The sequence below is a fragment of the Paenibacillus sp. J2R1T-4 genome, from assembly GCF_059692235.1.
In genome coordinates, this window is sequence record NZ_JCAUBA010000005.1 from 47521 (window position 1) to 70472 (window position 22952).

Annotated in this window: 16 protein-coding genes and 1 pseudogene; 5 read left to right on the forward strand and 12 right to left on the reverse strand. The window is 47.1% G+C overall.

The window, feature by feature from the left end; genetic code table 11:
• Positions 1 to 35: 35 nt before the first annotated feature.
• The 5 genes from AC58QD_RS10825 to AC58QD_RS10845 all read right to left on the reverse strand — a co-directional run bounded on the left by AC58QD_RS10825 (position 36) and on the right by AC58QD_RS10845 (position 10143).
• A complete protein-coding gene (locus AC58QD_RS10825; RefSeq protein ID WP_497332960.1) occupies positions 36 to 773 on the reverse strand; it encodes a FadR/GntR family transcriptional regulator in 738 nt (245 codons plus the stop codon).
• A 222-nt stretch (positions 774 to 995) separates the two neighbouring features.
• The gene (locus AC58QD_RS10830; RefSeq protein ID WP_497332962.1) at positions 996 to 6698 is read right to left on the reverse strand and encodes a HAMP domain-containing protein; all 5703 of its coding nucleotides are present in this window, start codon (positions 6696 to 6698) and stop codon (positions 996 to 998) included.
• Between the two features lie 23 nt (positions 6699 to 6721).
• Positions 6722 to 7906, reverse strand: a complete 1185-nt coding sequence (locus AC58QD_RS10835) for an ATP-binding response regulator (protein WP_497332964.1) — start codon at positions 7904 to 7906, stop codon at positions 6722 to 6724.
• Positions 7907 to 7998: 92 nt separating this feature from the next.
• Positions 7999 to 8532 (reverse strand): DUF2238 domain-containing protein, encoded by a 534-nt coding sequence (locus AC58QD_RS10840; protein WP_497332966.1) that lies wholly within the window; start codon positions 8530 to 8532, stop codon positions 7999 to 8001.
• Between the two features lie 384 nt (positions 8533 to 8916).
• On the reverse strand, positions 8917 to 10143 hold the full coding sequence (locus AC58QD_RS10845; RefSeq protein WP_497332968.1) for a hypothetical protein: 1227 nt from the start codon (positions 10141 to 10143) through the stop codon (positions 8917 to 8919).
• 180 nt (positions 10144 to 10323) lie between these two features.
• Between AC58QD_RS10845 and AC58QD_RS10850 the strand changes: the two genes are divergently transcribed.
• On the forward strand, positions 10324 to 11514 hold the full coding sequence (locus tag AC58QD_RS10850; protein ID WP_497332970.1) for an ROK family protein: 1191 nt from the start codon (positions 10324 to 10326) through the stop codon (positions 11512 to 11514).
• A 217-nt stretch (positions 11515 to 11731) separates the two neighbouring features.
• On the opposite strand, the gene AC58QD_RS10855 is transcribed toward AC58QD_RS10850, so the two are convergent.
• Positions 11732 to 12553, reverse strand: a complete 822-nt coding sequence (locus AC58QD_RS10855) for a phytanoyl-CoA dioxygenase family protein (RefSeq protein ID WP_497332971.1) — start codon at positions 12551 to 12553, stop codon at positions 11732 to 11734.
• Positions 12554 to 12566: 13 nt separating this feature from the next.
• Entirely contained in the window at positions 12567 to 13484 is a 918-nt protein-coding gene (locus AC58QD_RS10860) for a phytanoyl-CoA dioxygenase family protein (protein WP_497332973.1), read from the reverse strand.
• Positions 13485 to 13639: 155 nt separating this feature from the next.
• Between AC58QD_RS10860 and AC58QD_RS10865 the strand changes: the two genes are divergently transcribed.
• The gene (locus tag AC58QD_RS10865) at positions 13640 to 14497 is read left to right on the forward strand and encodes a helix-turn-helix domain-containing protein (protein WP_497332975.1); all 858 of its coding nucleotides are present in this window, start codon (positions 13640 to 13642) and stop codon (positions 14495 to 14497) included.
• A 136-nt stretch (positions 14498 to 14633) separates the two neighbouring features.
• Here AC58QD_RS10865 and AC58QD_RS10870 read toward each other — a convergent pair whose 3' ends face one another.
• The 4 genes from AC58QD_RS10870 to AC58QD_RS10885 form a co-directional block, all read right to left on the reverse strand.
• Positions 14634 to 15428, reverse strand: a complete 795-nt coding sequence (locus tag AC58QD_RS10870) for a glycerophosphodiester phosphodiesterase family protein (protein WP_497332977.1) — start codon at positions 15426 to 15428, stop codon at positions 14634 to 14636.
• 31 nt (positions 15429 to 15459) lie between these two features.
• On the reverse strand, positions 15460 to 16221 hold the full coding sequence (locus tag AC58QD_RS10875; protein WP_497332979.1) for a DeoR/GlpR family DNA-binding transcription regulator: 762 nt from the start codon (positions 16219 to 16221) through the stop codon (positions 15460 to 15462).
• Positions 16222 to 16520: 299 nt separating this feature from the next.
• On the reverse strand, positions 16521 to 16988 hold the full coding sequence (locus tag AC58QD_RS10880) for a RidA family protein (protein WP_497332981.1): 468 nt from the start codon (positions 16986 to 16988) through the stop codon (positions 16521 to 16523).
• A gap of 100 nt (positions 16989 to 17088) precedes the next feature.
• Entirely contained in the window at positions 17089 to 18159 is a 1071-nt protein-coding gene (locus AC58QD_RS10885; RefSeq protein ID WP_497332983.1) for a LacI family DNA-binding transcriptional regulator, read from the reverse strand.
• A gap of 132 nt (positions 18160 to 18291) precedes the next feature.
• On the opposite strand from AC58QD_RS10885, the gene AC58QD_RS10890 reads away from it, so the two are divergent.
• From AC58QD_RS10890 to AC58QD_RS10900, 3 genes are all read left to right on the forward strand, one after another.
• A complete protein-coding gene (locus AC58QD_RS10890) occupies positions 18292 to 19851 on the forward strand; it encodes an FAD-dependent oxidoreductase (RefSeq protein ID WP_497332985.1) in 1560 nt (519 codons plus the stop codon).
• 205 nt (positions 19852 to 20056) lie between these two features.
• A complete protein-coding gene (locus AC58QD_RS10895) occupies positions 20057 to 20827 on the forward strand; it encodes an IclR family transcriptional regulator (RefSeq protein WP_497332987.1) in 771 nt (256 codons plus the stop codon).
• Between the two features lie 575 nt (positions 20828 to 21402).
• Complete coding sequence (locus AC58QD_RS10900; RefSeq protein WP_171688075.1) at positions 21403 to 21834, forward strand: DUF6326 family protein; 432 nt, start codon at positions 21403 to 21405, stop codon at positions 21832 to 21834.
• A gap of 456 nt (positions 21835 to 22290) precedes the next feature.
• Here AC58QD_RS10900 and tnpC read toward each other — a convergent pair.
• Positions 22291 to 22929, reverse strand: a pseudogene (tnpC, locus tag AC58QD_RS10905) (IS66 family transposase); the annotation flags it as partial.
• Positions 22930 to 22952 lie beyond the last annotated feature (23 nt).

The window sequence follows — 22952 nt, forward strand, 5'->3', positions numbered from 1 at the left end:
GCGGATTTCAATCTGACACTGAATTATCCAGCTCGTCAAACTGGTTTGGATAAATGTTGAACGATTAGCTGAACTGCCGCAGCCTTGTCCTTTGCTTGTATCAAGTCGACAATGTGCCTGTGCTCCTGGTTGGTAACCACAGCTCTATCAGCAGCATCAGAATTTCTATCATTCCCTGCAATCATTTCAAAATATCGGTTGACTACATCCGTCAATTGGATAAACAAGGGATTTCCTGTGAGACTTAGTAGCTCTCGATGGAAATCATAATCCAGCTTCACAATCTCCTTGAAGGATCCTGTTGCCCGCTCGGATTGTTCAATTATCGCGTATAATCGATCCAGATCAGCGGAAGTAGCACTAGTGATAATCGATTCAATAGCTGCTTGCTCTAACATAATTCGAAAATTAAGGATGTTGGTAAGCTGCTGTTCGTCACCGCTCCAAAGTGAGAGCATTTCATGGAATAACGGCGATAGATCCGGCTCCTTCACAAATATGCCTTTTCCTTGCTTTTTATAAATATAACCCAACGTCTCGAGCGTACCCAGTGCTTCCCGAATCACAGTCCTGCTGACTCCAAGCATCTCCGCCAAATCTCGTTCAGTCGGCAGCTTCGCACCTGGTTGAAGCCGATTTGTTACTATATATTGTTTAATTTGTTCACAAGCCATATTTTTCAAAATCATGTACTCATCGTTCGTAATCTGCTCCAAGCTTGCACCCTCCAGCCTTAATTGCTTGATACCAAACCTGATGTTAACATCGAGCAAGCTCTCGTCCTCATTGTTCTATGTTAGTTCAAGATGGCCGGATTGTAAATGAATCAACCTTTACTCCTTTCTGTTGTAATTATACTATGGTAATACCAATTTTATCACCGGTTTTTGAAACGGTCAATCAAAAAAAAAGTCACTTATTTGCAGAAAAAAAATATTAAAGCCATCCTCTCAATCATGAAAGGATGGCTTCATTCGTAAAATTGTGTTCTGTTACTACTTGTCCAGCCACTCGCGCATCATCGCAAGCAACTGAGCGCTATTAACCGGCTTCGTGATATAGTCTGAAGCACCCGCTTCAATACACAGCTCACGGTCGCCTTTCATCGCTTTTGCTGTCAGGGCGATAATCGGGAGGTCCTGGAATTCCGGCTTCTCACGGATGGCTCGAGTCGTCTCGTATCCATCCATAACTGGCATCATAATATCCATCAATACGATATCAATATCCGAGGTTTCCTCCAGAATTTTGATCGCGTCCTGACCGTTCTCGGCCGGAACCACCTTCATATAATGACGTTCCAATATCGTTGTTAAGGCAAAGATGTTGCGAATATCGTCATCCACAATAAGCACTTTCTTATATTCAATCATTTCATCCGATTGGCGCTTCACCAGTGCTTCTCTTGCTCCAACAGGCAGGTTCTCGGCTCTCCGGTGCAGGAACAACGTCGTTTCGTCCATGATCTGGATCGCAGACTTCACATCTTTGATTACGGTTGAATACTTCAATTCATCCAGCTCATTCTCTTCCTCAGGCGACAGCTTCTGACTGCGGTTCATGACGATCGGCATGTATTTATTGTCTGGATTCTTTTGCATATCTCGTACAAAACGAATCAGATTCATGTCGGTCAAATCGTTATCTAGCAGCACGCAATCGAATGATTTGAGATTTAACTGATTAATCCCTTTACGACCGGTGTCCACTGCTGTAATTTTGACATCCTTATTATCCAGCAGTTCCACGAATTGTTTACGACGCGCTTCATCCTTCACAACGATAAGCAAGTTTTTCACGGTTTTATCCGCAAATGCATTCAGGATGTCAAGCGCATTCTCCAAATCTTCTTTATTCACCGGCTTACAGAAATAATCGTAAACACCCTTCTGCAGCAATTGAATTTCGTCTTCTTCCACTGTCATAACGCAGATCGGAATGTGGCGGCATTGGATATCATTCTTCAGATGCTCCAACACTAACCAACCGTTCGTATCTCCAAGGTGCAAGTCCAACGTGATGGCGATCGGGTTGTATTTATGAGCCAGCTCCAATGCGTCGAGTCCTTTTGTGGTAATGATTGTTTTTATCCCTTTTTTGCGCAAGACATCCAGGAGAATTTCATTAAACTTCTGATCATCCTCGATAATCAAAAACACGCGATCCCCAGGCTCAATGTGCTCACGATCATCCATAACATCAATGGCCTCGCTCTTAATGACGCTGCGTGTTCGCTTGGGCGGTGTTACATCAATAATCTCGGGAACATGCTTATGCTTAGGTTGCAAGTCTGCTAATTCCGCTTCTATCGGCAAGTACAAGTTAAATACGCTTCCGCTGTTCATTTCACTATAGAGTGTAATTTCTCCACCCAACATCTCCGCTATCTCGCGCGAAATCGCAAGGCCCAAGCCGGTACCGCCGTATTCACGGTTCGTGCTTCCGTCCGCTTGCTGGAATGCTTCAAAGATAATTTGCTGCTTTTCCTGCGGAATACCGATTCCCGTATCGCTTACCGAGAAGCAAATGACTGTTTTCGCCCGATTCAACGTTTCATTCTCTGAATTCCATCCCCCGGCTGCTCTACGGATCAACAGCATGATTTCGCCTTTTTCTGTAAATTTAAAGGCATTGGACAGAAGGTTCTTCAGAATTTGCTGCAATCGTTTTGGATCCGTCATGATTGTACCTGGAACATCTGGTTCAATCTTGATTCGGTACTCCAATTTATTGTTATCGACCATATGGCGGAACGACCGGTCCAATCCATCCGTAAGCTCAACAATAGACAGCTCGCTGTAATCCGGTGTTATCGTGCCTGACTCGATCTTGGATAAGTCCAGAATATCGTTAATCAGATCGAGCAGTTCAAAGCCAGAGTCTTGAATGGTCTTTGCGAATTTCACTTGATATTCCGTCAAGTTCGCGTCGGGATTCTCTGCAAGCTGCTCAGCGAGCAGCAATAAGGAATTGAGCGGAGTGCGGAGCTCATGCGACATATTGGCCAAGAATTCAGACTTGTACCTGGAAGTCAATGCAAGCTGCTCCGCCTTCTCTTCGATGAAGCGCTTGGCCACTTCAACCTCGTTGTTCTTGCTCTCTACCTCTGCCTTCTGAATAACAAGCAGCTTCGCTTTGTCCTCCAGCTCATCATTCGTGTTCCGCAGCTCCATCTGCTGCTTCTGCAGCTCCTCAGTGAGGGATTGGGATTGAATCAACAATTCCTCTGTCCGTTGGTTAGCTTGCATCGTATTGAGCACAATCCCGATCGATTCTGTGAGCTGATCCAGGAACGCGACATCGATCTCGCTGAAAGCCCGGAACGAAGCAAGCTCCAGGATGGCCAGCACCTGATCCTCGAATATGATCGGCAGCAGCACGATGTTGAGAGGCTTGCTCTCGCCAAGCGCTGATGAGATCACAACATAATCGCCAGGAACATTGCTGAGGAGAATACGCTGCTTCTCGATCAAGCACTGCCCAACCAATCCTTGTCCTGCCCGGAATTCATTGGATAGATTTTTACGATTCTGATAGGCGTAGCTGGCGAACAGCTTGAGCACCTGCTCTCCATTTACCGGCTCATTGATATAGAACACACCATGCTGCATCGATACGACCGGAGCCAGCTCGGAAAGGATCATACGGCTGACCGCATACAGATCTCGCTGCCCTTGCAGCAAACGCGAGAATTTGGCCAGGTTCGTCTTGAGCCAATCTTGCTCCGTATTAATCCGAGTCGTTTCCTTGAGATTCCGAATCATCTCATTGATGTTGTCCTTCAAGGTAGCAACTTCACCTGCAGCGGCAACATCGATCGCTCTGGACAAATCACCGTTCGTAACCGCTGTGGCTACGTTCGTAATGGCTCGTACCTGTGTCGTCAACGTACTCGCCATGTAGTTAACGTTATCCGTCAGGTCACGCCATGTTCCTGCAGCGCCTGGCACATTCGCTTGACCGCCCAGTTTCCCTTCGGCACCAACCTCGCGCGCCACGGTCGTAACCTGATCGGCGAAGGTGGCCAATGTTTCAATCATATTATTAATGGTGTCGGTCAGTTCTGCGATTTCACCTTTGGCTTCCACAGTGAGCTTCTGCTTGAGAGCACCATTCGCGACCGCTGTCACGACCTTGGCAATTCCCCGCACTTGGTCGGTCAGGTTCGTCGCCATGATGTTAACGTTATCGGTCAAGTCTTTCCAGATCCCGCCGACTCCCCGTACTTGAGCTTGTCCGCCTAGCTTCCCGTCTGTACCAACCTCACGGGCAACACGCGTAACCTCGGAGGCAAAAGAGTTGAGCTGATCCACCATTGTATTGATTGTGTTCTTCAGCTCCAGCAATTCACCTTTTACATCTACAGTAATTTTTTTGGACAAATCCCCGTTCGCAACCGCAGTCGTTACCCCTGCGATATTACGCATCTGGATCGTCAAGTTGCTTGCCATATAGTTCACTGTATCGGTGAGATCGAGCCATGTACCCGAAACGTCTTTTACTTCCGCCTGAGCACCCAGTTTACCCTCGGTTCCTACCTCGCGTGCCACGCGCGTAACTTCAGAGGCAAAGTTACTGAGCTGATCGACCATTGTATTCATAGTGATCTTCAGCTCTAGAATCTCACCTTTGGCATCAACGGTAATCTTCTTGGACAGATCCCCTTTGGCTACCGCTGTTGTGACATCGGCAATATTACGCACCTGGTCGGTCAAATTCCGAGCCATGTTATTAACGCCCTCGGTCAAGTCTTTCCAAGTTCCGCCTACACCTCTAACTTGCGCTTGACCGCCCAGCTTACCATCGGTACCTACCTCACGGGCTACACGGGTTACCTCGGAGGAGAACATCGAGAGTTGATCCACCATCGTATTAATCGTATTCTTAAGCTCCAGGATCTCGCCCTGTACGTCTGCGGTAATCTTCTTGGACAAGTCACCATTCGCAACAGCCGTTGTGACAACCGCAATATTACGCACTTGGTTCGTCAGGTTGGACGCCATATAGTTAACACTCTCGGTCAAATCGCGCCAAGTTCCGGCTACGCCTCTAACCTGAGCTTGTCCGCCCAGCATCCCTTCCGTTCCTACCTCTCGCGCCACCCGAGTAACCTCAGAGGCAAATGTAGAGAGCTGTTCCACCATCGTGTTGATCGTATTCTTCAATTCAAGAATTTCACCCTTGGCATTAACGGTGATTTGCTTGGACAAGTCGCCTTTGGCGACCGCTGTAGTTACTTCGGCGATGTTACGGACCTGATCGGTCAAAGTGCCCGCCATGAAGTTAACGCTATCCGTCAAATCCTTCCATGTACCCGAAACGTCCTTAACATCTGCTTGTCCACCTAGAATCCCCTCTGTGGATACTTCCTTCGCTACACGGGTTACCTCTGAGGCAAAATTGCTAAGTTGATCAACCATGATATTAATCGTACTCTTCAGTTCTAGTATTTCACCCTTGGCATCAACCGTAATGGTCTTGGACAGATCGCCCTTGGCGACCGCTGTTGTGACCTCAGCAATGTTACGGACCTGATTGGTCAAGTTGCTCGCCATGTAGTTAACGCTCTCGGTCAAGTCGCGCCATGTCCCGGCTACTCCGCTAACCTCGGCTTGGCCCCCCAGGATCCCCTCTGTACCTACCTCACGCGCCATCCGGGTTACCTCGGAAGCGAATGTGGACAATTGGTCGACCATCGTGTTAATCGTATTCTTAAGCTCCAGTATTTCACCTTGCACATCGGCTGTAATTTTCTTGGACAAATCTCCATTCGCTACTGCGGTCGTTACGACTGCAATGTTACGCACTTGATTCGTCAGGTTGGACGCCATGTAGTTAACGCTCTCGGTCAGATCTCGCCATGTTCCGGAAACCCCTTTAACGTCGGCTTGACCGCCCAGCTTTCCTTCCGTACCCACCTCGCGAGCCACACGTGTTACCTCGGACGAGAACATGGAAAGCTGATCTACCATCGTGTTAATCGTATTTTTCAATTCCTGGATTTCACCTTTGGCATTAACTGTAATCTGTTTGGACAAATCCCCATTGGCAACTGCTGTCGTCACCTGTGCAATGTTACGCACCTGATCCGTCAAATTGCTGGCCATGTTATTAACGCTGTCCGTCAAATCTTTCCATGTGCCGGAAACGCCCTTAACATCCGCTTGACCGCCTAGAATCCCTTCCGTACCTACCTCGCGGGCAACCCGCGTAACCTCGGAAGCGAATGTGCTAAGCTGATTCACCATCATATTGATATTGCTGGCTGTTCTCTGGAATTCACCTGTCAAAGGTCTGCCCTCGAACTCTAGTTCAACCTTCTGGGACAAATCCCCTTTAGCAACAGCATTAATAACACGAACCATTTCGCTAGTAGGCTGAATAAGATCAATTACGAGTCCATTCAGAGATTCGATAACCGTCTCATAGGACCCGCCTGTGTTTTTGTGGATGAATCGTCTTGAAAGCTTCCCTTCCTTACCTACAACTCTAGCAACCGTCTGAACCTCAGTTACCAAGCTTTCCTGCATTTCCATAATTTCATTGAATGTATCCGCTACTTTACCGGCAATACCAGTGTGATTGTAGGGCATTCTATATGAGAAATCGCCCTTTTTCAAGGCCATCAACGCATTTAATAACTCTCTGGTATCTACCTGCTCATGATCCAAGTTAGGATTACGCTCTTGATCCGCCACGATCTCATCCTTCCATTGTCTTATTATTTGTGCACTTTAATGGTAAATACAAACGTCGCTCCTGGTCCATCAGACTGTTGTGCACGAATCGTTCCGCCCATTAGTTCTACTAAGGATTTACTGATCGATAAACCGAGCCCCGTCCCTCCGAACTTCCGATTTATTGAAGCATCCAATTGGGAGAAAGGTTGGAACAACCCATTTATTTTATCGGCGGGAATGCCTATTCCAGTATCTTGTATCTTAAATTCTATCGTTATGGAATCCTTCTGTTCATCAAGTCTCCTTACTTCAATCTTAACGCCGCCCTGGTGCGTGAACTTCACCGCATTGCCTACCAGATTAATTAATACTTGCCGAAGACGATTCATGTCTCCGCGTATGATAGCCGGCAGAGTCGGGTCAACCTCTACGACCATGTCGAGGTTCATCGTGCGAGTCTTGGCTGTAAACAAACGGACCGTTTCTTCCAGACAAAATTTCCAGTCAAAAGGCTCGTCCTCCAACTCCATCTTCCCTGACTCAATCTTGGAGAAATCCAGAATATGATTGATCACGGAAAGGAGTGCATTGCCGCTCGTATGAATGATTTCCGCCATCTCCGCTTGTTCTTCAGGCAGCCCCGTATCTAGCAGCAAGTCTGACATTCCTATTATTCCATTAAGTGGCGTCCGGATTTCGTGACTCATCATCGTCAGGAATTCTGTTTTCACCCTTAAAGCGTTTTCAGCTGTTTCCTTGGCCACTATCAGAGCCTGGTTCGTCTTCTCCAGTTGTTTCGTTTGCTGTCGAAGCTGCTCACTCTTAATCTGCAGAGTCTTGTTCGCTTCATACATACTTACGTATCCCTCGATCTTGGATTTGAAAATCTGGGGAACAAAAGGTTTAGACATATAATCCATGGCCCCTACCGAGTAACCTGTGAAATGATGCTCAAGCCGGTTACTTGTAGCCGATAAGAAAATGATTGGTACGTACTTGGACTTCTCGCGTGTCCTGATAATACTCGCAGTCTCAAATCCGTCCATTCCCGGCATTTGCACATCCATAATGATGACGGCAAACTCATCCTCCAGCACAGCCCTTAATGCTTCCATTCCGGAATAGGCTCTGACTAGACGATACGGTTCCCCTGCCAGTACAGCTTCAATGGCAACCAGGTTCTCAGGACGATCATCAACTAGCAGAATGTTGACAGGATAATCCATGCCGCCCCTCCTTTGTCTATCTTTCGATACAACTCATTCCATTATAGCACAGTAAAATTTTCTGTGAAAAAGTCATCTCTTGTAATAAATTGTTAGCTTCTCTTAATCAGGATCAAGTACAAGCTTGTGGCGACAGCCCCAACGGTGCCGCATATAATGTCGACCATGGAGTCAACAAGACTGCCCCCTTGCGAGTTAAGTCCGAATAATTGATCTAATGAAAATTCATACATTTCCCAGCATCCAGCCATGGCAATCGCGAAGAATAGACTGAACCATAAAGCCATAGCATTTGTGGCACGAAGAGACGCCGATTCTTCCGTCTTGTCCAGCTTCCTGAACATGAGAAGCCCGACAAAGCTAAGAATGACACCTGAGAGAAGATGCTCTACATCGTCCAAATAAGGGATCACCCCATAAAATCCGAACATGTTAGCCAGAAACATCGTAATGATGATAAAGAATAGAATGCTGAATCTTAAGGCAGAGAATAACACTGTCTTCGTCTTCCAGACAACGAACCGTATGCCCAACAATACGGCAACAATCAATACCGCCTCAAGTACCTTTGGCCATTCTTTTTGAATAAAGAAGTAAATCATGCAGAAGGCAGCGAGGACATACATCCCTATCTCCAACCAATCGTTCCATTTGTCATTCCGTCTATTTACATTCTGCTGATTAGAAATAGTAATCCCTCCTCGAGTAATAGGCTCATTCTTAATAACATTATTTCCATAATATCAACCACAGCAAACTCGGCATAAATATTCGAGCGTATTCTGTCCCCTCCCCGCCATCTGCTTCATTTAAAACCCTATCTGTGCAGCTCTTTCCTTTATATACCCAAGATTATCAACTCTTCACCATGTATCGCGAATGGTTCAAGGAAATTCTGATCCTTTGGTAAAAAATAGGTTTTGCCGTCGAATAATTTAACCCCTCCGAACGTTCGAAGGGGTCTTGAGTCATGTTCTATATATCGTTTTGAACTGTAGATCATTTTTGTGCTACCAAGGAGCTTTCCTACCCTCCGGCATTTGACTTGCAAATACCTCCAAGTAGTTGGATATTTCCATCTGCAGGTCAGTCAAAGTCCTTGCGTCTTCTTCAAGGAAGTGATCGACCCAGCGTTTGCCATAGCGAACGTGGTTCTTCTCTTCCGACCAGTCGACATCCGCGAATAGCTGGGAGCGAAGATCGCCTTGATCTTCGTAATAACGGACGCGTTCCGGTTTGCGGGGCATAAAAAAGATTTCGAGACCCAGCGTCAAATGACAGAAACGATGAAGGAATGGCATCGATTGCGACTGTTCGAACAGCATCATATTCACCTTGCTAGGCTCGATCCCGTGCTCCCTTAGACGAAGAGCGCCGAATTCGGCATGGCGAACTTCATCCCAGAAATGATGAGCTATATCCAGGAAGTATTGCCGGGGAGCACTGATCTTCCATGACTCGTAAATGACGGTAGCCAGTATCGCCGCTGCATACAATTCATTGAAATACACTTCGAACTCCCCGATGCACCGTTCCCGGAGCGGAAGCGACATCTTGGATTCGTATGTGCCCAGGTCAGCATGATGCAATCGGTCATCGAATGCCATGGCAGTCGGCCACTCGAACCTTGCCTCGTCTGGACGCGGTGATAGAGGGGAGCCTTTGGGACCGAATCCGGAAATGCCTCCTGCTGCATGTATCAAACTGCTGATATAGTCGGTCCATACCTTTGTGTTTGGGCTGCTATTCCGATTGGAGTTATGTTCCAGCTTAGCAATCTCACTAAGTTCACGCTCCACATCAGGCAGTAGTCGCTGAAGCACTCTTATTTCCATCGCATTGGCTGATGAATCAGCAGCGCTCAGATGCTCGCGATAAGCTTCAGCCATATGATGCAATAGCAAAGATAACCCCGCAATGAAGCTTTCCCCGTCAGGGGCATTCACAATTTCTTCTGCAAGCCGATTCAGAGCAGGCTCGAGATTGGCATCCCGATTCCCTCCCCGGAGCTCATCCAATCGTGCATACAGTTCATTCGCCCGTTCCGCATGAGCGAATAGATGATAACCAAGCCGGATCTTGACTTCCCAGGATGGAACCTTCAGGAACCAGCCGGCCAGTGCCCGAACACAGCTATGTTCCATACAGGCGTAACGTCGAAACAAATCCACTGTCTTGCTAATCTCCAGTCCTGCCTGATTTCGGCTGTTCACATAGGAGCTAAGTTCATTTGCCATAAAAGAACCCCCTTGCAGATTAGAATACTTTGTTGTATTAATGAATTAAGTGTAATGGAAATATTCCCGGAATTCAATAGTCTTTTCTCATCACGTTATATAAGTAACGCTTGAAATCGTTGAACTAAATTGATTTAATAAATAATAAACTTCCTTCTCTATTAAGGAGCTTCTCTTTCCATGAAAACATACTCAGGCAACCATTCCTTTCTGAAAGAATTGAATATCATTACCACTTTACGGCTCATTCAAGAAAAAAACTTGATCTCAAGAGCCGCTCTTGCCGATACTCTCGGGCTTAACCGAAGTACCATTACCGCGATCATTAACGAACTGCTCCAGCAGCAGCTTGTAAAAGAAGTCGGGATCGGCGCTTCCAAAGGAGGCCGGCCCCCGACATTGCTTCAATTCAATTCAGACGCTGCCTACACAGCTTGTGTAGATTGGTCTTATGATTGTGTAAAGTTGTTTATTACGAATTTGGGCGGTGGCATTTACTTTAATCGCCAATTGGATACGAAGGACTATCCGAATCCCAATGATCAAATCAGACAGGTCGTCGAGATTATTCATGAAGGTTATCTTCAGCTTCCCGACAAACCTCTTGGTTTGCTCGGAATCGGAATTGTCGTGCCAGGAATTGTGGAGCAGGGCGTTGTTAATTCCTACTCACTGGGCTGGAGCTCTGTTCCTCTCGTCAGTTATTTCTCTGAGAAGTTCAGCTGTCCCATCGTGGTGAATAATGATGCTAACGCAGGGCTAATTGCTGAAGCATATTTTGGCATTGCTAAAGGGGAACACAATGTTTCCTATATCCGTATCGGCAGCAGCTTGAGCGCAGCACTCATTATTAATGGACAAATCGTTCAAGGAAGCGAAGGTTTTGCTGGGCGAATTGGCCACAGTACGATTGACTGGAACGGAAGAAAATGTGTGTGCGGTAATCGCGGCTGCTGGGAGGCATACTGTTCGGAGCGCGCACTCCTTCAACGCTATATTGAAATCTCTGACAGAAAACGTGATGCTGCGAGCATCAGTCTCGATTCGATTCGTGAAGCAGCACACCGATCTGATCCTTCTGCTGTCAGAGCGATTCATGAGCTGTCGGAGTATTTGGGACTCGGTGCGGCCAACATGGTCAACCTTTTGAACCCTGGACTGATCGTGGTCGGCAGCTCGCTTGGCAGTATCGATACCCTAATCCAGCCTGTCTTCGATTCTACTCTCAAGCAGAAGGTGCTTCCCTATTTGAAAAGAAACATTCGCATTCAGTTCTCGCCCATCAACGAGCGCTTTATTACGTTTGGAGCCGCGGCTCTTGTGCTGGACGCCATTTTTACGACGCCTATTATCAAATCACGTGATACTTAGGGGGGCAGAAAAATGGGCTCCAATCGCTCTTGAAATCGTATTCTTTGAATTTATTTTTAGTTGTGAGAATACGATGTTCAAATGCGACCGCTGACGCTTTTCCGCTCCATCTTCCTGCCCTTTCAGAAATGTTGAAAAAGCTGCCCCACCCAGGTCACATAAGACCTCTCGGGACAGCTATCGCGATTACTCGGTTGAAATTAGAACGCATATCGTTTCAATGCGGCCGTCCCTCGAAAGCTGTGCCGCATGGCCCTGCATTGTCGTTCTTCGAACGAAAGACATTCTCGCCATTGTAGTTATAAAGGTCCTCGCTTATATGATGGCCGATCCGCGCAGTGCTTTCACCCACATAATGACAGATGAATGAACGCCGGAATCGATCAACTGAGCGATTCGGATAAGACCCGTGGATGACGCTGCCATTAAAGAAAAGCACATCACCGGAATCCAGATTTACCGGTACGATCACCTTCCCCTCCGGCACTGTAACTTCATCACGGAAGTATGATTGCTCTTGGTCAGCTTCATGAGGACATTCAATGTCCAAATGCTGCGTCTGTGGAATGACGACTAACCCGCCGTTCTCCCGGTCTGCCGGATCGATAGCAATCCATGCTGCGATACAAGTCCCAGGCTCGACACGCAAGTAATAGTTATCTTGATGAAGCGCTTGCCCTCTTGCGCCTGGCGGTTTGAAATACACCATACTTTGCGCGGCTAGTGGTTCCTCGTCGAATAAATCAGCCAGCATAGACAATAGGGTTGGTTTCAGCATGAACTGACGAGCGGTTTCGCTCACCCTATGCGGGTACAGCATTCTAGGGAACATCTTCAATGGCTCTCCGTTTGCTTCCTCTGCGGATATCGGCGGTGTCTCAAAGCATTCCGATCGCCCTGCATGCATATCCATGAATTCGCTGAGAAGAAGTTGAATCTCCTTCGGCCTCAACAAGCCTCGAACAATCAGATAACCTTCCGCTGCGAATTGATCTATCTGCTCTGCGGACAGGATGCCTCTTTGCAACCCAGCAGACATACCTATCAGCTCCTTATGATTGTCTCCAATACTGATCGTGGGGATATCGATACGTTGCAGGAGGCACCGTTTCCTTTATGGCCAGTGCTCCGCTTGGAGCATACTGAAACGAAGATTCACCCTCTGCATATGGCATTTGCTTGCGCTGCCCGATGCAATCCAGCAGCAGCTGCTGCTTCAAGCCCAAATATTCAGGTGTATGCGGACCGAACTCCAGCTCAATCTCGCCAGGTCGGAACTCGTAGTATACCGTCCGGCGCAGCGGATTACCATCCCCATCCGGGGAGCCGTGAAGAACCATAATATTATGGAGTATTACATCACCAGGATTCATTGGAACAGGGATTGCATCCGACATGTCAAAGCCAGGCTGCTTACATCGAGTCTGGGCCTGCTCCTGTGCCCATAAATGACTGCCTGGTATAACCCACAGGCAAGTGGCCAGATCTGCAGCGTCCAGATAAAAGTCCACATTGAAGATCGGCCGCGGATCCGCACACCCGTCCGGTAACTTCGCGTCACGATGCCATGGTACGACAATCCCTTCATTCGGCGCCTTCATAACCATAGAATCCCATGTTGGAATAAAGTTATTGCCCTGCACTTTTTCGACTGTACGAAGAATGAACGGATGTCCGAGCAGTGCTTTCATAACATCGCTTTTATCCATTACATACTCGATTCTGCGAAGAATTTTTCCTCCCGTCTTAGCCCCTTTTCCATACATGAAGTCCGGGTCATTCTCAACTCCTGCCACTCCTTTTTCATACAGCCCCATCATAGCCTCTTGAATTCGACTTAGCTCTTCCCCGACCAGCACATTCCGAATAACCAGAAATCCATTATCCAGGAAAAACCTCACCTGCTCGTCTGTAATGACAGGTTGCTGCTGAGCATCGACATCGGGTAATTGCACATTTATCCCACTCATCTGTGTCTCATCTCCCTTTCGGTTATGAATGTATTTACTTCAAGTATAAAACGGAATAAACAGGATGTATTTAGTGGAAATCAATAATTACGTTGCTTAAATCACACTCTTCGATATAATAATTTGCATAAGGGACGGATAACAGGAGGACTCGTATGAAGCAACCGCTCTATGCCATGCATCCTATGGAAACGTTGGATAGTCTGAAGGATTATTTCTTCCCTCCCTACATTACGCTAGCACACATCTTCAATGCTCCAAAGGGTTGGGAGATCAAGCCAAGGATGTTAAACCAGTACCAATTTCAATATGTAGTTGAAGGAGCGGTCACCTATGAGATCGAAGGAAGGACGATCCTGACTCGCAAAGGAGACTTGATCTACCACTCCCCCAATCAACTCCATTCGGTAAAAACGCTCGAGAATGAACCCTATGTTTGTTTGTCGCTCGTATTTCACTTTGGCATGAGCTCCTTCCCGATCGAACAACTGCTTGGTGAAGATCGTTACTTGGGCAATATTGAGAATCAACCGATTGAACACAAGCTCTCTCTGCTCATCTCACATTACCAGCAGCCAGGACTGCCCCATCAAGTCATCTGCCAAGGCTTGCTTATGGAAATATGCGGGGAGCTTGCAACACGGAGAAGCAGCAGCGCCAATTCTGCGTCTGTTCACGAGAAGACCATGGCCAAGCTCGTCCTCATCCGCAACTATATATTCGAGAACTATAGCAAGGACATCAAGCTGCAGCATTTGGAGTCCATCTCAGGACTAAGCAAGAATTATATTATTATCAAATATCGCAGAGCATTTGGTCTGACCCCTTTCGAGTATTTAACTCGAGTTCGAATTGAACGGGCGAGAGAGCTGGTCCTGCAGTCGGATTTGTCCATTGGAGAAATTGCGCAGAGGGTCGGTTATGCGGATGTGCATACATTCGGAAGAATGTTCAAGAACAAGACAGGGACTAGTGTAAGTCAGTTCATCTCGACCCTGGTGGCTGAGAAATGAATACTGTCCAGCGTGAAATGCCAGAAATGCAGAAGAGCAAAGGCCACTCCCATGCAGGAGAGGACTTTGCTCTTAATCTTACAGATGCAGCCAGGTCATAATCGAGGACTCGCGGTTTTCGTTCCCTTATCTGCTATTAATAGTTGCTGGCTAGGTTGGATGTTGAATGTTCCTTAGCAATGGATCGGCAGACCCTCATAGCAGGCAACGGATTGTTGACGGTCATGAGCGTAGCGCCGCAGCCAAGCGCATAATAAACTTGCTTGTCTGTGTCAGGGCAATAACACCAGGCTAACAGCCCTTTGCTCTTGACCTCCTCAACGAGTTGAGGCGTCAGGAGCTTCATACTAATCCCAACGGCCCACATCTTGGACAACGTTCCATCATCGCCAGGAACGTAGTTATACATTGCTTCTTCAGGGAACCCTTGCGTCTTCAATTGATATGTATCATAAATATAAGCAATAATTGCTGCATCAAAGCATGTGAACACACACCGCTCAAGATAACCGAATTCCTTAAGCATGGCGATTGCCTTATCAACCGCAACTCTGGCATCGGCGCATTTCTTGATCTCTACATTTAATAGGACATCCGGGAAAGCGCTCAACAGCTCACAAAGCTCCTCGAAGGTTGGAATCTTCAGACCCTCATACACTTTGCCGAACCAGCCTCCTGCATCAAGCTGCTTAAGCTCAGCAAGGCTATGGTCACTCACATTACCGGATCCGTTCGTCGTTCGATCCACGGTTTCGTCATGGATCACCACTACAACATGGTCCTTGGACAGCCGCAGGTCGAACTCCAACATATCCGCGCCTAGCTCCAGTGCCTTCTGGAAAGCAAGAAGTGTGTTCTCGGGATAATCGGACTTATATCCTCGATGTGCCGCCACTACGATAGAATCATTGTACTTAAGTCGATCGATCATTCAAGGTTCCATTCCCTTCTATATTCAAAGTTTAAACGGTTGTCACATTAACGCCCGCATCCAGAAATTTCCTGACTTCGAAATCCGGAGTTTCTTTCCCTGTTATTAACCTGTGAATCGCGCTGTTCGGAGCTACCGTATGCAAAGAAAGCTTGCCAATCTTCGTATCGTCTGCCACGACAATTACTTCCTGAGCAGCGTTGATCATCCCTTGCTTGGCCAGTACAAGCTGAGCCTCAGGATGCATCAAGCCATGCTTCGGGTGAATGGCTGGGGTACCAATAAAAGCTTTGGACACATGAACCAAACGCAGTACATGATCGGTGAACATCCCGTTGAGCATATAGCTCGAAGGGTATAGCTCGCCTCCAGTTACTGTTACTTTGACACCCGGAGCATCGCGCAGCTCTGCAGCCACATTAATATCGTTCGTCACGACGGTCAGATTGGAACGGTGAACCAAATTTTTGGCGATATGAAGCGTAGTAGTTCCGGAATCAATAATGATATGATCCCCGTCTTCGACCAGACTCGCGGCCATTTTGCCAATCCGCATCTTCTGCTCGAGTTGAACGTTAGTCCTTTCATTAAAGGGCGGCTCATTTGGTGTTAGTTTCTCTACAATAACTCCGCCATGCGTTCTCTTGAGCAGACCTTCCTGCTCGGCTTCCGCCAAATCCCTGCGGATGGTCGCTTCATGAACATTGAATTCAAGCGCGAGCGCTGCCACTGATGCGATCCGATGCTGTCTGACATATTCCACGATTCTTAGTTTTCTTTCCGCAGCCAACACACTAGCTCTCCCCTTTGCAAACAGATTTGCCTATAATTATATGTTCAAATTTGCTCATTTTCTCTATAACTATCTCTTAGGTTAAATCCAGGACAGCCGACTGTCAATATTATTTTCGTTATTAAATGCATGGCATACTTGGTTCCACTGCTATTACGACAGGATTTTTCACTTTACTTTATTACTAACATACTTTGCAAATGTGCGCAAATTCATGCAATCTCTGAAAATGGGGCAAAGAAAACCACCTGAAATCTCAGGTGGTTAGGTGGTTTTCTCGTGATTATTCAAGAGTCGACTTATGCCTTCAGCAGTACTACCATGTCCACTTCGGTCGATGAGCCAAGCGGCAGCGTATGGATCCCAAGAGCCGCTCTTGCATGCTTGCCTGCTTCACCGAATACGTCGATCAGTACCTGGCTGCCTGCATTCATGATCACCGGGTGTTCTGTCACTTGCTCTGTACAGCTTAAGTATCCGGTTACTTTCAATATTTTGTCTACTCGCTCCAGCCCTACGGCTTTATCCAGCGACTCCAGACAGTTGATGACCGATAGTGCTGCAGACTGCTTGCCTTCTTCGATCGATACGTTGTCACCGATCCGTCCTTTGTAAGTCAGCTCTCCTCCAGAAAAGGGGACGTGACCGGACACGTAAGCGATGTTTCCATCAAGCTGCACCGACAAAATAACTCCAGGTGCTTTAACGGATAAATCCGGCTTCCAACCTAATGCTTGTTTCACTTCTTCGTATTTGCTCCGATTCATTCTTATATCCTCCTTGGAAGCTTTCCTTCATCACATGAGTGATGGGCTTTGTTTCAATTTCATTTTATTGGGTTCTTGTCCTGAGGGCAAGCTTAAACCTTTATTTATGTTGATCACGGGACTTCTTCGGGAGCGAACGGGGCAATACGGTATCTCCAGCAAAAAAAGGTCCCTGCAGCAGCGTGCTCTCGTAAGGCTGCAATGGATTGGCCAAGCGCCACAGCATGCGCTCGGCAGCACGGATTCCTGTTTCATAAACAAGCAGCACAGGCCGTGTCAAGTTCGGAAGCAGCTCGTTCCGGTCGTCCTGAAGCCCGATAAGGGAGCAATCCTCCGGAATGCGTCTGCCTTCCACACTGCATGCATAATAGATCCATGCCAAATCGAACGGAACCGCACCCAGAATAGCTGTCGGATTCGTCTTCTTCAGCTTGTCAATCACTTCAGCCGCCCACTTCTCTTTTCCGGTCATCTTGCCGATTACGTGCTGCTCCGGGTCCACATCAAGCCCCGCTTCAGCCATCGCTCCCTGGAACGCTTGCCATCGGATCCCGAAGCCGCGGTAGGTGACTGTATCCCCGATATATAAGATCGATCTGTGATTCATCGATAGCAAATAACGGACAGATTGAAATATAGCAGTCCCCACATCCCAGATGACACTATCCACCTTCTCGCTTGGCGGTGGAAAATTGATCATGATGCGGGGTACTTGGAGCGCGAGGAGTCGATGCTCGAGGCGCTCGTCAATGGCGGGCGGGATGAACACCCCGTCTGAATACGCTACATTATGCTCCTCGAGCCATTCTCCGAACGTCCGGGAATCGATAGTACCGGGCACGACCAAAGTTTTTACGCTGTGTCCGAACTCGCCCATCTTTTCCTGCAGCCCTTTCAGAATCAGTTGATGCAGCACGGAATATCGCATTCTCTCGATCACAATAAAGCAGAATGTTCGCGGTTTTGTAGTGAACTGTGGAATGTGCTCAGCGGCGAGACCGCGTTCTTGCTCTTTGGTCCGATAGCCTGAGTGTCGGGCCAGCTCGAATACTGCCCTTCTTGTTTCCTCCGACATACCTGGCAATCCCCTTAACGACTTGGATACCGTGTGAACAGACAAATTCAGCTTCGAAGCCAGATCCTGGAGCGTCACTTTCTTCTTGATGGGCATTCTCCACCCCCTCGCCTTCTTGCAGCAATCATCATTTGATAAATGAAACAAAAATGTAACTAAAAATAAAGCTTCATTTTAACTATACTTAACGTAAATGACGAACACAACTCCAAAAAAGAGGTGTAACGAATGATCGATTTCAGTAAAATCAAGTATTTCGAGAAGCCGACTCAAGCAGACCCCCATCCCGCTGTCACCCGTTCAGATCTGTGCATATACGGTGCAAGCTCGGCTGGAATAGCCGCAGCCGTTCAGGCGGCCCGTATGGGGCTAAAGGTGGTCGTAGCGGAGTTCGGACAACGCCTGGGCGGGCTTACTACAGGAGGACTTGGGGCCACAGATATCGGCAACAAGGCGGCAATCGGAGGCATCTCCCGCGAGTTTTATCGGGCGCTAGGCCAGCATTACGGCACGACCGAGGGGGACGGAACTCAGTGGACGTTCGAACCTCATGCTGCAGAAGCCGTTTATCTTGAGTGGATTCAGTTGAACGGCATCGAGGTACACTTCGGGCAGCAATTAGCGAGTGTACAGAAAGAGAAAGGAAAAATCTTGCGCCTCCTCATGGAGAACGGAAGAACGTACGAGGCGGGTGTGTTTATCGATGCAACGTATGAGGGAGATGTCCTAGCAGCAGCAGGAGTTTCATATCACGTAGGCCGGGAAGCGAATTCTGTCTATCAGGAAACATTGAACGGGATTCAATTCGGAAGCCCCAATCACCGTTTCAACGCCGCTGTCAGTCCATTCGTTATCCCAGGTAAATCAGACAGCGGTCTGATCTACGGGGTTTCCGATGCCGCGCCTGGTACGCAGGGTCAAGGTGATCGCTCCGTACAGGCTTACAACTTCAGGATTTGTCTGACCAATTTGCCGGACAATCGTATACCGTTTCCAGCTCCCCCGAACTATGACCCTGACAAATTCACCCTGTTGGCACGTTATATTCAAGCGGGCGTCTGGGATGCCCTCCGGCTGCACAAGCATATGCCTAAAGGGAAAACCGATTTGAACAATTACGGAGGAGTCTCTACCGATCATATCGGAATGAACTTTGATTGGGCAGAGGGAAGCTATGCGCGGCGTGAGGAGTTATTCCAGGATCACTTGCATTACAACCTGGGCATGCTTTATTTTCTTTGCAATGACGATCGTGTGCCTGCAGCGATTCGAGATGAGGCGCGTCAGTGGGGATTGCCTGCGGACGAATACGAGGCTTTCGGCCATTGGACTCCACAGCTGTACATCCGCGAAGCGCGGAGAATGGTTTCGGATATCGTCATGACCGAGAATCACTGCCGCGGTTACCAAACAATCCTCGACCCGGTCGGGCTCGCTGCCTATACGATGGATTCGCACAATTGTCGGCGAATCGTCTTGGAAGGGCAATGTGTGAACGAAGGGAATGTAGAAATCGCGCCTACTCGGCCATATCCGATTTCCTACCGATCCATCGTTCCTAAGGAAGAGGAATGCGTCAATCTTATAGTGCCCATCTGCCTCTCCTCCTCCCATATCGCGTATGGTTCGATTCGAATGGAGCCGGTGTTCATGATACTGGGTCAATCCGCAGCAACTGCCGCCGCCATTGCGTTAGAAGCTGGCGTGGCGGTGCAGAACATCGATTATAACCAACTACGTAAGAGGCTGCTTGAGGATAACCAGGTGCTGGAATGGACCATGGCCTGATGTGTGCATACGAATAAAATTTATACCTTGTATGGATAATAATAAGTCTGCCCAAGCTAGAAGATAAGCTTGAGCAGGCTTATTTCTTTGTCTGTTCACCTTATTTACAATGTGACCAAATATCATATCGACATTTAGGAGTAAATGCGGTAAAATCATTATTGATTTCATATTCATGAAATCTTTTCTGAGAAGGGTGGATTCAATGGACCAACAGACGCCAAAAGTAAAATCAGCTGATCGCGTGCTTGATATTTTCGAATTATTCACCGGCGAAAAAGATTCCTACAATTTGACTGAAATTTCCAAAGGCCTGAACATGCCATCAAGCAGTACGTATCTGATTCTGCAAAATATGTTGAACAGAGGGTATTTGGAAATGGATCGGTCAGGCAAACAATTTCGCATCGGTTATAAATTATTCAGCATTCGTTCCGGATATATGCGGAACGCTAGTTTAACCGGGGAATTCAATCAAATTGCCGAGAAGATCATAGATGATCTGAACGAGACCGTAAGTTTGTCCATACGAGCGGACAATCAACTTCTTTATATAGGAGAGAAAGTGAGTACGCATTCTCTTCGTTTTAATCCTAGCATGGGAAACACGCTGCCTTTGCACGCCACAGCATCAGGCAAGATCCTGCTTTCCGATTTAACGATGGATGAGCTCCGCGCTCTCTATCCGTCCGAACAGCTGGAGAAGGTGACGAGCAAGACGATCTCCACTTTTTCCGACTTGTTAAAGGAATTAGAAAAAGTTAAAAAACAAGGGTTCGGCTACAATATGGGCGAAACTGTCGATGGTGTCCACTGTGTCGGTGGAGCTGTTAAAGATTCGGAAGGCAAGGCTGTGGCATCTATAAGCATTTCGATCCCAGTGGTACGCATTACTGGAGAGGTTTGGGGGAATGTACATGACTGGATCAAACGTTCCTGTGAAGAATTGAGCAATAAAGTGTATCGGCAACAATGAACCGCTGCTGAAATTGCTCAAAAAAAGAGAATGGACAATGCTCTATCGTTTCAACAACGATGAAGCTTTGTCCATTTTTGTTTATTCAACCCTACCCGTGCGTTCAATTCCTTCTGTAAACCGACGTTGCATTTAAAATAAAGACACCTGCTTTCTCATTGAACAGCGATTGGATTAAGGCGTTGAACTTTTCAACTGTTGATCATTCAATATCTTCAGTCGATTCAACTCTTGATCGAATTTTAGTGCCAGCTTGTGGAGTTCTTCAGGTATGTCTTTGTCATTTACTGAAAGAAGCTGCTGAAACTGGGCCATTAAATCCTTATTCCATGCCTCTGTAAAGAACGGATTATTATTTGTTGAGGAAACAGCATAGTTCAACTCGCCTACATATATGTGAGTGGAAAACCACCAATGGATGTGGATGGACTTGTTGATGAGCGGCAAAACCCATGAACCCTCAAAATGTTATATTTTAGAAAATTTTTAGAATTGCTTTCGAAAATGTTTATACTTCTCCTTTAGACTAAGGTTGTAGGCAAGAGAAACCATATAACCTTAAAGGAGAGATTAATATGAATACACAAAATAAAGCACAAAATGCACTGGAAGACATCAAAGTCAGTTCGAAACTGAAGATTGCTACGCTGTGGGCGAGTTTTATGTTTCTCTATATTTATGTTGATTATTTCGCCTTATATATGCCGGGCAAAATAGAAGGTATTCTGGCAGGAAAAATATTTATATTTGACATTTCATATGTCTTTCTATTGATAGCACTGATTTCGGTAACAATTCCAGCTCTTATGATATTCCTTTCTGTTGCCCTGCCGGCAAAAGTAAGTCGCTGGGCAAATATCATTATTGCCGCGGTGTATATTCCCTATACATTGTTTAATTTGACAGGAGAGGCTTGGGTGCACATGGTGTTTGGCGCTGTTGTAGAAGTCGCTCTTCTTTGTCTAATTATCTGGTATGCATGGAAATGGCCTTCTTCGTTACGGTAATTACGTTACTAATTATCTTTACTGCATGGAAGTGGCCTAGGCAGGATAGCTAGCAACGCGGGTTTCGGGCATTACTAAGAAGAATGATGATGACATAGTCGCAACTTTTGCATATCGGTATTCATGGCGTCGAGGGGTATGCTCACTTTTGTACGGAAAATCATACAAAATGGTTGATTAATTGCGATGACCGCCCATTTCTGATGGGTGTCAAGCTCTCACTGACCTTTGTGAAGGAACAAGTGGAAGCCACTCGTAGTTCGATACGGCAGTGGACCAACTATAATGAGAGACACGAAGTGTTCGCTACCTCTATTCCGATCAAGTGGCAATATACCCAGGAACGTCCCTATAAAGGTGACACGATCAAATCGTATGCGAAAAACTGGCTATCAAGAAAAAAATGAATATCAAACAACCCCCACCTCGGGATGGGGGAGAAGAAATGTCTACTGTTTAAGAATTTAGCCGGCAATGCGTTGGCAGCGAAGCTGACCATGGCATGAATGGCTCCAGTGCCTTCGGATCGAGCTGACCTGTTAGTTGAGGTAGCTATTCAAAGAGAAACTTCAAGTAGTCGAATGGCTTGAGTCCATTTTCCTTGGCCGTTTCGACAACGCTGTAAATGTTAGCGCTGGCCTTTGCGCCTCGCGGCGTGTTGCTAAAAAGCCAATTTTTCCGACCAATTACAAAAGGTTTAATCGACCGCTCGCTTCTGTTGTTGTCGAGATCGAGTCGTCCGTCCGCAAGGAATGCCGTTAGTTTCTCCCATTGATTTAAGCTGTAGGTGATCGCTTGTCCTGTCAAACTCTTAGGTAACGTTCGGGATCGCTGTTGCTTCAGCCACGTATGGTACGCTTCGATCACAGGAAGGCTTCGTGCCTGCCGTGCGGCAAAGCGTTCTTCCGGCGTTGCTTCCTTCAGATCCCGCTCAATGGCAAAGAGTTGATTACAGTATTTCAGGCCTTGCTTTGCCACCGTTTCCGGATTGTTCCTTGCCTCTGGCGGCGCCGCCTTTAAAGCCTCGTCATATTTACGCCGTGCATGTGCCCAGCAGGCGACAAGTGTCACACCGACCACTTTGTGATAACCACTGGCAAACGTTCAAAATCCGCCTC